The sequence below is a fragment of the Streptococcus pasteurianus genome, assembly GCF_004843545.1.
Classification (GTDB): Bacteria; Bacillota; Bacilli; order Lactobacillales; family Streptococcaceae; genus Streptococcus; species Streptococcus pasteurianus.
This window is the reverse complement of record NZ_CP039457.1, coordinates 1,058,315-1,070,913: the sequence shown is the minus strand read 5'-3', so window position 1 is coordinate 1,070,913 and position 12,599 is coordinate 1,058,315. Positions and strand designations below refer to the sequence as shown.

Annotated in this window: 11 protein-coding genes and 1 pseudogene; 7 read left to right on the top strand and 5 right to left on the bottom strand. The window is 37.3% G+C overall.

Annotation, left to right across the window (positions count from 1 at the left end):
- Window positions 1-63 precede the first annotated feature (63 nt).
- The 3 genes from E8M05_RS05675 to E8M05_RS05665 form a co-directional block, all read right to left on the bottom strand.
- Window positions 64-636 (bottom strand): ECF transporter S component, encoded by a 573-nt coding sequence (locus tag E8M05_RS05675; RefSeq protein WP_013851845.1) that lies wholly within the window; start codon window positions 634-636, stop codon window positions 64-66.
- A 110-nt stretch (window positions 637-746) separates the two neighbouring features.
- The gene (coaC, locus tag E8M05_RS05670) at window positions 747-1,292 is read right to left on the bottom strand and encodes a phosphopantothenoylcysteine decarboxylase (protein ID WP_003064838.1); all 546 of its coding nucleotides are present in this window, start codon (window positions 1,290-1,292) and stop codon (window positions 747-749) included.
- The gene (locus E8M05_RS05665) at window positions 1,285-1,971 is read right to left on the bottom strand and encodes a phosphopantothenate--cysteine ligase (RefSeq protein ID WP_048791175.1); all 687 of its coding nucleotides are present in this window, start codon (window positions 1,969-1,971) and stop codon (window positions 1,285-1,287) included. The genes coaC and E8M05_RS05665 overlap by 8 nt, the downstream gene beginning before the upstream one ends.
- A gap of 162 nt (window positions 1,972-2,133) precedes the next feature.
- On the opposite strand from E8M05_RS05665, the pseudogene E8M05_RS11865 reads away from it, so the two are divergent.
- Together E8M05_RS11865 and E8M05_RS05655 are read left to right on the top strand one after the other, a co-directional pair.
- A pseudogene (locus tag E8M05_RS11865) lies at window positions 2,134-2,677 on the top strand (phosphodiester glycosidase family protein); the annotation flags it as partial.
- A 609-nt stretch (window positions 2,678-3,286) separates the two neighbouring features.
- Complete coding sequence (locus E8M05_RS05655; protein ID WP_003064828.1) at window positions 3,287-4,957, top strand: formate--tetrahydrofolate ligase; 1,671 nt, start codon at window positions 3,287-3,289, stop codon at window positions 4,955-4,957.
- A 139-nt stretch (window positions 4,958-5,096) separates the two neighbouring features.
- Here E8M05_RS05655 and E8M05_RS05650 read toward each other — a convergent pair whose 3' ends face one another.
- Complete coding sequence (locus E8M05_RS05650) at window positions 5,097-5,390, bottom strand: cadmium resistance transporter (protein ID WP_048791174.1); 294 nt, start codon at window positions 5,388-5,390, stop codon at window positions 5,097-5,099.
- A gap of 279 nt (window positions 5,391-5,669) precedes the next feature.
- Between E8M05_RS05650 and cls the strand changes: the two genes are divergently transcribed.
- The 3 genes from cls (at window position 5,670) to dapA (ending at window position 9,711) form a co-directional block, all read left to right on the top strand.
- Window positions 5,670-7,259, top strand: a complete 1,590-nt coding sequence (gene cls, locus E8M05_RS05645; RefSeq protein WP_043910179.1) for a cardiolipin synthase — start codon at window positions 5,670-5,672, stop codon at window positions 7,257-7,259.
- 337 nt (window positions 7,260-7,596) lie between these two features.
- Window positions 7,597-8,673: an aspartate-semialdehyde dehydrogenase gene (locus E8M05_RS05640; protein ID WP_003064818.1), complete on the top strand. Its 1,077-nt coding sequence runs from the start codon at window positions 7,597-7,599 to the stop codon at window positions 8,671-8,673.
- A 102-nt stretch (window positions 8,674-8,775) separates the two neighbouring features.
- Window positions 8,776-9,711, top strand: coding sequence for a 4-hydroxy-tetrahydrodipicolinate synthase (gene dapA, locus E8M05_RS05635; RefSeq protein WP_003064817.1), 936 nt, complete (start codon window positions 8,776-8,778; stop codon window positions 9,709-9,711).
- A gap of 72 nt (window positions 9,712-9,783) precedes the next feature.
- On the opposite strand, the gene E8M05_RS05630 is transcribed toward dapA, so the two are convergent.
- Complete coding sequence (locus tag E8M05_RS05630; RefSeq protein WP_048791173.1) at window positions 9,784-11,046, bottom strand: aminotransferase-like domain-containing protein; 1,263 nt, start codon at window positions 11,044-11,046, stop codon at window positions 9,784-9,786.
- A gap of 125 nt (window positions 11,047-11,171) precedes the next feature.
- Here E8M05_RS05630 and E8M05_RS05625 point away from each other — a divergent pair, with 125 nt between their 5' ends.
- Entirely contained in the window at window positions 11,172-12,032 is an 861-nt protein-coding gene (locus E8M05_RS05625) for a pyridoxamine kinase (protein WP_061100428.1), read from the top strand.
- Entirely contained in the window at window positions 12,029-12,583 is a 555-nt protein-coding gene (locus E8M05_RS05620; protein ID WP_003064814.1) for an ECF transporter S component, read from the top strand. The genes E8M05_RS05625 and E8M05_RS05620 overlap by 4 nt, the downstream gene beginning before the upstream one ends.
- Window positions 12,584-12,599: the final 16 nt, after the last annotated feature.

The following is a 12,599-nucleotide window of genomic DNA, read 5'->3' as shown; positions in this document are numbered from 1 at the left end:
ACTTGAAAATTTTACTAGCTTTAAGTAAAAAATCACGAGCTTTTTAGCCCATGATTTTCAACATTAATTTTTAATTTTTTGTAAACTTGGAACAAGTGCAAGTGTTAAAATGGCAGAAATAATCATTTCAGCGATAGCATTTGTTCCAAAAACAATAGCAAGCAGAGCTTGGATATTTCCGTTATAAACGTTTGAGAAGAGTAGGAAAATGCCTCCCAAAACGAAAATGGTATTTGTCATCGAACCAATCGCACCAGCGATAACAAGTCCAGTTCTATTATGTAGCCATTTATAAACAAAATAAGGTGTTATACCGATTAGAATACGTGGAACAAGAGCAATGATTAGCGAAGCAAAATTCCCGTTTTCAACGAATGGAGAAAAGAGATAACTTGTTGGTAACAATGTCAGAGTGTTTACGGTAACACTCATAATCCCCATTAATCCACCTAGGATAGCGCCAATTCGTGGTCCATAGACAATAGAAGCGATAATAACTGGAACATGCACGAGCGTAGGCTTGATTGGAACAGGCCAAAGGTTAAACACTAAGCTTGTTAGAAAATTTATCACAAGCATAATAGCAAAGAAGATAGCAATAATAGCAACATCGGTTGCTGCTTTATTTTTTTTCATAATTCCTCCTAAATGGACTGAAAAATGTAGCATTTGAAATTTTTAGTTTTCCAAATGTCCAATTCATTATACCAATTTACAGCTGTCTCGACAAGTGTCGGTTTTGATTTTTAGTTCTCAATGGTGTCTTGAATTTTTTGAATGATAGCGTCTAATTCAGCAAGAGCACCACGTCCAACATCACCGCAGGCAAGCATGCTTGAACGCGGTTCAATTTCTTGATAACCGACTTCTTGCAAGATTTGTAAATTGCGTTGCGTTAGTGGATTGTCATACATCTTGGTATTCATAGCTGGCGCAATCAATTTGGGAGTATCTGTCGGCAAAGCTAGCGCAGTTGCTGTAACAATATTATCTGCGATACCATGAGCTAATTTAGCGATTGTATTAGCAGAAGCAGGAGCAACTACGAATAAGTCGGCTTGTTTTGCTAGTTCAATATGATTAACAACTTTTGGGTCGTCTTCTTTCATAACATCAAGATGAACAGGATTTTTTGATAAAACTTGCAATGTTAGTGGCGTTATAAATTGCGTTGCAGCCTCAGTCATTAAAACGTGCACTTGATACCCTAATTTGGTTAACTGATTGCTTAAATCAGCTGCTTTATAGGCAGAAATGCTCCCTGAAACAGCCAGTACGATTGTTTTAGTCATGATTTGTCACCCTTTCAAAAATTAATTTAGCCAGCTCAGCTTTTGTTTCGGCTTCGGTTACGTCGTTTTCACTGAGCAAATAAGCGTGGTGCTGTGTCCCATTGATTTCACTTAAATCATTGGCGACGATATAGTGTGCTTTATTTTTCTTCAAACTAGCACGCGCCACCGCAAACAATTCATCCTTGCTGATGTTAACCAATAATTTAAAGCCAATCAGCATGATATCAGGATTCCATGTTTTGATCAAGCTGATAACTTTAGGCGTTTTCTTTAAAAAGAGCACTTGATAGTCTGCTTTAGATGAAATTTTTGATTCGGTATTTTGCTGTGTCAGCAAATCTGAAATGTGCTCAGCATTTTCAATCTCATCTAAATCAGTCATATAGAGAGGAGTGTAATCAGACACAGCCATGCTATGAATAAAAATGTCATGTGTCTTAACAAGTGGCTCTAAAGTTTCAACCAAACTATCAACATTTGAGACGATATAGGTTGTCAAATATGGTTGTTTTTGTGGTTTGACAGCTCCTTTGGTTGTTACTAAAGTCACCTCGTGCCCATTTTGTAAAAACATTTCTGCAATGTATTTTCCTAAACTTCCTGTTGCGTGATTAGTAATACCACGAACAGAATCGATTTTTTCGGTTGTTCCACCAGATGTGATTAAGATTTTCATAGATTTATTGTACACAAAAACATTTTTTTCGTAAATTGATTAATACAAAAATCAAGAATTTGGTTTTCTTTTAGCTATTTTTCAGAAGATCTTTGGCCAAATTTGATAGGCTTAACTAAGTTTATGTTGGATGAACAGAGAAGGTGATGAGACTTCTAAAAAATATGCTTACACTTTGTTATATTATCTGCAAATGTTTATGTTCTTTTGAAAACATTTGTGATACCATCAGCGGTAACTAAAGTTGCAGTAGCACGACGGCATCGACAGAAACAGGCGAAGTGACGACAACAGATACTTCATATCAAGATGACAATATCTCTATCATCATTACGACAGGAAACACAAGCAATACAACGTATTATGTAGCAGATATTACACTTTCTAGTACAGATTATTTAAAAACAGCGTTAGCGCAGGACACTTTGGGAACGAATATTACAGAAACCACGTCTAGTATAGCTTCAAGTAAAAATGCATTTTTGCCATTAACGGTGACTATTACAGCGCTAATACGTCAGGTTATGTGATTAAAAACGGTGTGATATATCGTAGTACCAATCGACAATCTGATTATGATGATTTAGCTATCTATTCAGATGGTAGTTTTGGAACGTTACGACAGTAGTGTTGTCAATACCTTTACTGTTAGTCCACCCTTTATTTAAATGGTTTAATTGCTGTTTCTGAATCTGAAGAAGTTAGATAAGCTATGGCAGAAAATCCACGAATACTAAACGAACATACGGTGAATCTTCCATTTTCATGCGATTAATGTTTCTAGCGCCTTTAGCAGGAGTGGTGGCATCATTTTTATCAGGTCTTAATTTGACTTCTACCGAAGGTGCTATTCATTCCGATAATAATAACGAAGATACTTCTTTAAGAAATATCTACACTCAATATTGATGGTGGAATAATTAATATCACCAAACAATCAGCCTTATCAGTGCAACAATCCAAGGCTTACTAAATACAAATCTTGTTTTCAACCGAAGTAATCTACTTTTGACCTTGATTGTTCGGTATTTCTTATTAGTAACTGTCCTTTTGACTTGTAATTAGTTTATTAAAAGTTCTGATTAGTACTGGGATTGGTTTAATACTCTCAAAACTCTTTTACCGAGACAATCATATATTAGCCTAAGTTATCGTATTTAACGAAAAGTTGTTTTTAATTAATTTAAAACTATTGTTGTAAATTTCATAAACACAAAAAACGAACATTGATATTTACAAAAGGAAATAATGTGCGTTTTTGAAAAAGTATGTTATAATATTTTTATTAATCATTAACTAACCAGAGGAGAATCCCGTGAAATCTGATATCGAAATTGCACAAAGTGTCGCACTCAAACCAATCACAGAAGTTGTTGAAAAAGTCGGTATTACATTTGATGATATTGAACTTTATGGCAAATACAAAGCTAAATTGTCTTTCGATAAAATCAAATCTATCCAAGAAAACAAACCAGGTAAATTGGTTCTTGTAACAGCGATTAACCCAACACCGGCAGGTGAAGGAAAATCAACAATGTCAATCGGTCTTGCTGATGCTTTAAATAAAATCGGCAGAAAAACTATGCTTGCTTTGCGTGAACCATCTCTTGGTCCTGTCATGGGAATCAAAGGTGGAGCAGCAGGTGGTGGTTACGCCCAAGTTCTTCCAATGGAAGATATTAATCTCCACTTTACAGGTGATATGCATGCGATTACGACGGCAAACAATGCCCTTTCAGCAATTATCGATAATCACCTTCATCAAGGAAACGAGCTTGGCATTGACCAACGTCGTATTATTTGGAAACGTGTTGTTGACCTCAATGACCGCGCCCTTCGTCATGTCACAATTGGTCTTGGCAGCCCTGTTAATGGTATTCCACGTGAAGACGGTTTTGACATCACTGTTGCCTCAGAAATCATGGCAATCTTGTGCTTAGCAACTGATATCAACGATTTGAAAGAACGTTTGGCAAATATCGTGGTTGCTTACCGTTATGACCGTACACCAGTTTACGTTCGTGATCTTAAAGTCGAAGGTGCTTTGACACTTATCCTTAAAGACGCTATCAAACCAAACCTTGTTCAAACGATCTACGGAACACCAGCTTTTGTTCACGGCGGACCATTTGCTAACATTGCTCATGGTTGTAACTCAGTTCTTGCAACAGCAACAGCGCTTCGCTTAGCTGATTACACAATCACAGAAGCAGGGTTTGGTGCTGACCTTGGTGCTGAAAAATTCCTTGATATCAAAACACCAAATCTTCCAACAACACCAGATGCGGTTGTTATTGTTGCTACAATTCGTGCCCTTAAAATGCATGGTGGCGTAGCTAAAACAGACCTTGGTGAAGAAAATGTTGAAGCAGTTCGTGCTGGATTTGCTAACCTTAAACGTCACGTTGAAAATGTTCGTAAATTTGGCGTACCAGCAGTCGTAGCAATCAATGAATTTGTCGCAGATACTGAAGCTGAAATTGCTGTGCTTAAAGAACTTTGCGCTGAAATCGACGTTCCAGTAGAACTTGCTAGCGTTTGGGCAAATGGTGCTGACGGTGGTATCGACCTTGCCAATGCTGTTGTTAATGCTGTTGAAAATGGTAATGCCGATTACAAACGTCTTTATTCAGATGAAGATTCTCTTGAAGAAAAAGTTACTAAGATTGTGACTGAAATCTATGGCGGTGACAAAGTTATCTTTGGCAAGAAAGCCAAAACACAATTGAAACAATTTGCCCAATTCGGCTGGGATAAATTGCCAGTTTGTATGGCTAAAACACAATACAGCTTCTCTGATAACCAAGCACTCCTCGGAGCACCAGAAGATTTTGATATCACAATCCGTGAATTTGTACCAAAAACTGGTGCAGGCTTCATCGTCGCTCTCACAGGTGATGTGATGACAATGCCTGGTTTACCTAAAAAACCAGCTGCACTTAACATGGACGTCGCTGAAGACGGCACAGCTATCGGATTGTTCTAAAATTGAAAACAAAAAAGATTGGTAGCGTTAGGCACCAATCTTTTTGTTTTCAGTAAACTATTCTAAAGGTAGTTTTTAACAAGAATACTTACTCCCAAAATAATTAGAACTAAAGGAACAAGAATCTGTTGATAGCATGTTATTTTTTTCTAACATAAGAAATATTTGCTATATGGTGTCCTATATAACACCACAAATAAATCATGCCAGCGAAGATAATTAAAGTAGTGAAAAAATCAACTAAGTCATATTGGCTAAATACAGGAATATATACTCCAATATTATCTGCTCCGTTTGCCTTCGTTTTTTCTTTGTTATGATAATCAAACCAAGCCTTTCTTCCAAGAATTATTGGAAGAAATCCTAACAATCCTACATATTGTGGTGGAAAAAGCTGTGTTCCTAATGCACCTAAAATGTTTATCGCAACCAAACACCCAATTCCAGCATACTGTCCGAGAACGACTTATTTTAATCCATGGCGCGTTGTTACCTCTGCATACAAAATTAATACAAAGATATCATCGATATTTGTACCAACAAAAGACAGAATAGCTGTTAAAATCGTTGTTAACATATTGCTCCTCCTATACCATTTATAAGTTCGGTACATTATATCACGACTCAGAAGTCTCTTCGATAGTTCAAAGTTATAAAAACATCTTTCAAAATATGATATAATGGTTAGCAAGAACAGACGAACATGGAGGTTATGATTATCGAAAATAAAAATAAAAACAAAGATAAAGCTATGCGCTTGTTGGATAAGAGCCGACGTAGTTTTCTTCGAGGGATTTTTAGTCGAACAACCGTTATTTCTGTTCTCTTGATACTGCAACTGTTTTTCTTGATAGCTTCATTTGCTTGGGTTGATCAATACCGCATTTGGATGGAAATTATCGAGCGCGCTTTGGCTATTACAGCTGTTTTGTATTTGGTAAATAGTGAGATGGATGCTCTCTCGCGTGTCACATGGCTGATTTTGGTTATGATCGCGCCATTATTGGGGTCGCTTTTTCTCATTTACACCAAACGTGATTGGGGGTATCGCGGACTCAAGCAACGAATGAACGAATTGGTTGATAGTAGTGCTAAATATTTGCCAGACAATCAAGAGATTTTGAAAGTTTTAAAAGGTAACACATCAACAACCTATCATTTGGTACAATATTTTGACCGCAGTCGTGGAAATTTCCCAGCTTATCAAAATACAGAGGTCACTTATTTTCCGATTGGTGAAGCTTTTTTTGAAGAATTAAAAAAACAGCTACTGAAAGCCGAAAAGTACATTTTTATGGAATTTTTCATCATCGCTGAAGGAATTATGTGGGGTGAAATTCTTAGTATTCTCGAGCAAAAAGTGAAAGAAGGTGTCGAAGTCCGTGTTCTTTATGACGGTATGATTGAATTTTCAACCTTGTCTTTTGACTATACACAACGTCTGAAAAAACTAGGAATTCAAGCTAAAGCATTTTCACCAATTTCACCATTTATCTCGACTTATTATAATTACCGTGACCACCGAAAAATCATTGTTATCGACGGTAAAGTCGGCTTCACAGGTGGTGTGAATTTGGCAGATGAATACATTAATAAATTAGAACGTTTTGGTCATTGGAAAGATACTGCAATCATGCTTGAGGGCGAAGCTGTTAACAGTTTTGTCGTGCTTTTCTTGCAAATGTGGTCTGTAACCGAAAAAGAATTGGTTGTTGAGCCTTATCTGGTTGAACATGAGAAATCAAGGCGTGCCAACGGCTATGTCATTCCTTACGGGGACTCTCCTTTAGATATCGACAAAATAGGAGAAAATGTTTATATTGATATCCTCAACCACGCCAGAGACTACGTTTATATCATGACACCTTATCTTATTTTGGATAGTGAAATGGAGCATGCTATCTGTTTTGCGGCTGAACGTGGTGTAGATGTCCGAATTATTATGCCAGGAATCCCTGACAAACCAATTCCATATGCTCTAGCCAAGACTTATTTCAGTAAACTCATGCGCTCTGGTGTTAAAATTTATCTTTATAAACCAGGTTTTGTTCATGCTAAAGTCTTTATTAGCGATGATAGCAAAGCTGTCGTTGGGACAATTAACCTTGATTACCGCAGTTTGTATCACCATTTTGAATGTGCTACCTATATGTACAAAGTCGATGCCATTCAGGATATTTATAAGGACTGTTTGCAAACCTTAAAAGACTGCAAACGCGTTACCCCTGAAATGGTTAATAATCGCCCAGCATACGAAAAAATCATTGGACTCCTTGTCAAAACCATCGCACCGTTGATGTGAGAGTAGCTCTTTGCAAATCTTACTATCTGTGATATACTAGTTGCATGCGATGAGCCGAATTAACTCAACTTGAGAGTTTATTTGCGCAGAGGAGGTCATTCTAGTTCGACTAGAAACGCAGGAGCGGACTTTGACAATTTGTGTGAACCTTTTTGTCACACTCATTTGAGTGCCTCGTTTCCCTACTTTTTGGTAGGGATTTTTTTGTTGTCAAAATATTTTTAAAATTAAGTAAAATTCAGTCTTTTCTTTTACCTCAAAAAATTGTATAATGTATCTACTATAATTTTTTAGAAAATTGAGAATAGTACACTATTTTCCAGGAAGAGGTATTGAAATGGGCTATACAGTCGCTGTCGTTGGTGCCACAGGCGCCGTTGGAACTCGCATGATTCAACAATTAGAACAATCAACACTCCCTATTGACAAAGTACGTCTTTTGTCATCTTCACGTTCTGCTGGAAAAGTATTGAAGTATAAGGGACAAGATGTTACTGTTGAATTGACAACCGAGGATTCATTTGAAGGCGTTGATATTGCTCTTTTCTCTGCAGGTGGTTCTGTGTCAGCAAAATTCGCTCCATATGCTGTTAAAGCAGGAGCAGTTGTTGTCGATAACACATCATATTTCCGTCAAAATCCAGATGTGCCACTTGTCGTACCTGAAGTCAATGCTCACGCCTTGGATGCTCACAACGGTATCATTGCTTGTCCAAACTGCTCAACTATCCAAATGATGGTTGCTTTGGAACCTGTCCGCCAAAAATGGGGCTTGAGCCGTATTATCGTCTCAACATACCAAGCCGTATCTGGTGCAGGTCAATCAGCTATTAACGAAACTATTCGTGAAATCAAAGAAGTAGTCAATGACGGTGCTGAACCAAAAGATGTTCACGCTGATATTTTGCCATGCGGTGGTGATAAGAAACACTTCCCAATCGCATTTAACGCTCTTGCGCAAATTGATGTCTTTACTGACAATGACTACACTTACGAAGAAATGAAAATGACAAACGAAACGAAGAAAATCATGGAAGAACCAGACCTTCCAGTTTCTGCAACTTGTGTTCGTGTGCCAGTTCTTTTCTCTCATTCCGAATCTGTTTATATCGAAACAAAAGAAGTAGCACCAATTGAAGAAGTTAAAGCGGCAATCGCTGCCTTCCCAGGAGCTGTCCTTGAAGATGATGTTGCTAACCAACTTTACCCACAAGCTGCTAATGCTGTTGGCAAACGCGAAACATTCGTTGGTCGTATCCGTAAAGACTTAGATGTTGAAAATGGTATCCATATGTGGGTTGTTTCAGATAACCTCCTTAAAGGTGCAGCATGGAATTCTGTTCAAATTGCTGAAACTCTCCATGAACGTGGTCTTGTACACCCAACTAAAGAACTTAAATTTGAACTCAAATAATCATAAATAACTCAAGCCAGTTTCCTAGGAGACTGGTCTTTGAGCATATTTACTGTAAACCAATTCCTAAATCTCACACAATTAACAGAATAGGAGATTACTATGACTATTGAAGATTTAAGAAATGTAAAAATCATCACTGCGATGATTACCCCATTTAATGCCGACGGCTCAATTAATTTTGATGCTCTGCCAAAACTTGTTGAACATTTGCTTGCTCACCACACTGATGGAATCTTGTTAGCAGGAACAACTGCTGAAAGTCCAACACTAACCCACGATGAAGAATTAGAGCTCTTTGCTGCTGTTCAAAAAATCGTTAATGGTCGCGTACCGTTAATTGCTGGTGTTGGTACAAATGACACACGCGATTCTATCGAATTTGCGCGCGAAGTAGCTGCATTTGGTGGCTTTGCTGCTGGTCTTGCTATTGTTCCCTATTATAACAAACCGTCTCAAGAAGGTATGTATCAACATTTTAAAGCAATTGCCGATGCGAGCGAGCTTCCAATTATCATTTATAATATTCCTGGTCGTGTTGTTGTTGAAATGACACCAGAAACCATGTTGCGTTTGGCTGAACACCCAAATATTATTGGTGTGAAAGAATGTACAAGCCTTGCTAATATGGCTTACCTTATCGAGCACAAGCCTGATGATTTCTTGATTTATACAGGTGAGGATGGCGACGCTTTCCATGCGATGAATCTTGGGGCTGACGGTGTTATTTCTGTTGCCTCTCACGTTAACGGTGACGAAATGCACGAAATGCTTACAGCGATTGAAAACAGCGATATTAAAAAAGCAGCAGCTATCCAACGTCAATTCATTCCGAAAGTCAATGCATTGTTCTCTTATCCTAGTCCTGCACCAGTCAAAGCGGTGTTGAATTACCTTGGATTTGAAACTGGTCCATTGCGTTTACCATTGGTATCATGCCCACCAGAAGATGCAAAACGCATTATCGACGTTGTCATTGACGGTGATGTTGAAGCTACCAAAGAAACAGTCACAGGTGTTTTACGTCCAGATTATTAATGTAAACATAAAAATCCTCAGAAAGCTAAATTTCTGGGGATTCTTTGCATTATCAGAACTCATAATATTAGATTATTTTGCAATAATATTTAGCGTTTCTGATAAATGAATATCATTTGGAATTTGGATAAAACGCTTTTGAGGAGTTGTCAGATAACTATTTTCTAAATAATTGATTTTATTGGTAAATTTGAGTTCTCCTAAATGTCTATCTTGTGGCAATTCGATCAGAAGGTGCTGGAGAGATGCGCTGTAATGCTGAATATTTGGAAATTGTGAGAGAAGCACGGTCGTTTTAGCAACTTGTTCATGAAATACCTGACTCAGATAATTCAGATTTTTTTCAAACATGCCACTATCCAAATAGAGAGACAAGGCTTTTTGCATAATGAGATTGGTGTCATAGTCAATCATTTTTTTGTATTCCAGAAAAGTCTGCATTAGTGGCTGAGGAAGCACAATTGTCCCAAGACGCAAAGCTGGAAAAATGGTCATTGAAAATGATTTTAGGTAGATAACATGACCTGACGTATCATAATAATGCAGGGGCAAATCCGTTGATTTCGTGAAATCTCCCATGTAATCATCTTCGATGATGTAAACGTCATATTTTTGAGCTAATTCTACAATTTTTTGCTTTTCAATTGCGGTATAAGATAGCCCGAGTGGGTTTGAAAAACGTGAAATCGTGTAGAAAAACTTGATATCTTGCGTTTTAAACAATCGTTCTAATGTCGTCAAATCAATGCCGTTAAAATCACGCTCAATCGTCTGGTAAGGAAGATTTTGCGAAGCCACTAAATCAATCATACGGTGATAAGTCGGCTGTTCTAAGAGAATCGTTGTCTTTTTATTTGGAAATGAAACTTGTGAAAGAATATAAAGCGCTTGTTGGGTTCCTGAAGTGACTAAAATATCGTTTTCCTTAGCATAAATAGCCCCTTTTTCCAAGTAGTTTTTTAAGGATAGAATTAACTCTTGCAACCCTTGTTGTTGATAGTAATAGTTAAAAAGGTAATTTTCACGATTAACTAACGTTTCTGTCAAACACGTCGTGAAATCCTCGTACGCCATGTTATTATATTCTGTCAAACTCAAATTAAGTGGCTCTTCTTTTTGACTTTTGCCTTCAAGAACATAATAACCACTTTTGTTAACAGCATAGATATAATTTTTAAATTTGAGTTCCAAAAGTGCCCGTTGTACCGTGTCTTTGCTGCAATGATAAGTTTGACTAAGGACACGAATTGAAGGGATTTTATCCCCTTTTTTTAAGATTCCAGATTCGATTTGTTCTACAATAGCCGTCATGATTTCTTGATATTTACTTGTCATAGACTGTCCCCGTACAGTTTTTAATTGTTTCTATTGTATTATAAATTGAATTTTCTTACAATATTTTTAATCTCTTAATCTAAAGATATCGCTATTTTAGAGAAAAGATTAGAAAGTTGCTTTTTATGAAGAATCCTACAAAGTCAGTTATCGTTGCCAATGATATTGTCGGTTTGGGCAAGGTCGCCTTGTCAACGGCCTTACCTATTTTGTCAGCTTGTCAGATTGAGGTCATTCCGTTGCCAACAGTGCTTTTATCGTCGCATACAGGTGGTTTTGAAAATATTAGTATTACAAAATTGAATCAAGCGACAACAGGCTTCTTAACCCAGTGGAATACTATAAATTTTTCTGTTGATGGCTTGATGACTGGTTATTTCAACTCTCAAGAACAATTGCATCAAATAGCAGAATTTGCTAAGCAAAGAAAACTGGCACGTTTTGTTGACCCTATCATGGCTGACAATGGGCGTTTGTATGCAGGCTATCAGCAAGATTTTGTGACCGCCATGCAGCAATTTTGCCAAAATGCTGATGTCATTACGCCAAACATTACTGAAGCTTGTTTATTAGCAGATGTTCCTTATCTCGGTGAAGATTATACAAGAAAAGATATTGAAGAATTGCTTTTAAGGCTTAAAAAATTTCATAATAAGCACGTGATTTTAACGGGTGTTTCTTTCAAAGCAGGGCAAATCGGATTAGCACATTTCAATCAACAGAGCGGCAGCGTCACTTATCATATGTCTAAGGCCTATCCGCATCATTTTTTTGGAACAGGTGATTTATTGTGTGCTGTTTTGGGAGCTGGTTATTTTCATGGCTTATCGTTGGATAAAACAGCAGAAGTAGCGCTTGATTTTATTGATAAAACCTTGCAATTGACTTTAGAGTTGAAACGAGATTTGAAATTAGGACTTTGTTATGAACCTTATTTGTTGGACTTAGCTATTCAAATGAAGCACTTGAAGGAGGAAAAAGAATGAAACATCTCACTACACGTCAACTTGTCGAATTAAGCTTATATGCAGCTTTAATTTTCATTAGTGTCCAATTTTTGCGTATTCCTCTTGGAGCTCAATTTGTCCATTTCGGAAATGCTTTAGTGGTTGTTGCAGTTTTACTTTACGGTTCACGATTAGGTGCGCTAGTAGCAGCTATCGGACTAGGTTTATTCGATGTGTTAAATGGATACGCTGCAGAAGTTTGGATTACCATATTAGAGTCTTTGATAGTTTGTCTGGTTCTTCATTTTGTGTTTGAAAAATTAATGCACTCTGATGATAAAAGGCGCAACGTTATTATTGTTGGGATTATTGCAGCGATAACAAAAATTATTAGTAATCTTGTCAAATACACGATTATCAATAGCGTTGCTGGTGGTCTCCAGTTTCAAGTTGCTTTCCTAGCAGCCTTGGTTAAAATCGGTGGTACATTTGGTTCAGCTCTGGTAACGATTATCTCTGTTCCAATTCTCTACCCAATTCTCAAACAAATCTTTTCACATCACGCACAACCCAAAACCATTTCTGAATGATTTTTCAAGCTCTTGA

Bases quoted from the DNA above. Each gene is read 5' to 3' on its own strand.
- coaC (WP_003064838.1), bottom strand. From the start codon at position 1,292: ATGACTAAAACAATCGTACTGGCTGTTTCAGGGAGCATTTCTGCCTAT.
- cls (WP_043910179.1), top strand. From the start codon at position 5,670: ATGATTATCGAAAATAAAAATAAAAACAAAGATAAAGCTATGCGCTTG.
- E8M05_RS05640 (WP_003064818.1), top strand. From the start codon at position 7,597: ATGGGCTATACAGTCGCTGTCGTTGGTGCCACAGGCGCCGTTGGAACT.
- E8M05_RS05630 (WP_048791173.1), bottom strand. From the start codon at position 11,046: ATGACAAGTAAATATCAAGAAATCATGACGGCTATTGTAGAACAAATC.
- E8M05_RS05625 (WP_061100428.1), top strand. From the start codon at position 11,172: ATGAAGAATCCTACAAAGTCAGTTATCGTTGCCAATGATATTGTCGGT.
- E8M05_RS05665 (WP_048791175.1), bottom strand. From the start codon at position 1,971: ATGAAAATCTTAATCACATCTGGTGGAACAACCGAAAAAATCGATTCT.
- dapA (WP_003064817.1), top strand. From the start codon at position 8,776: ATGACTATTGAAGATTTAAGAAATGTAAAAATCATCACTGCGATGATT.
- E8M05_RS05620 (WP_003064814.1), top strand. From the start codon at position 12,029: ATGAAACATCTCACTACACGTCAACTTGTCGAATTAAGCTTATATGCA.
- E8M05_RS05675 (WP_013851845.1), bottom strand. From the start codon at position 636: ATGAAAAAAAATAAAGCAGCAACCGATGTTGCTATTATTGCTATCTTC.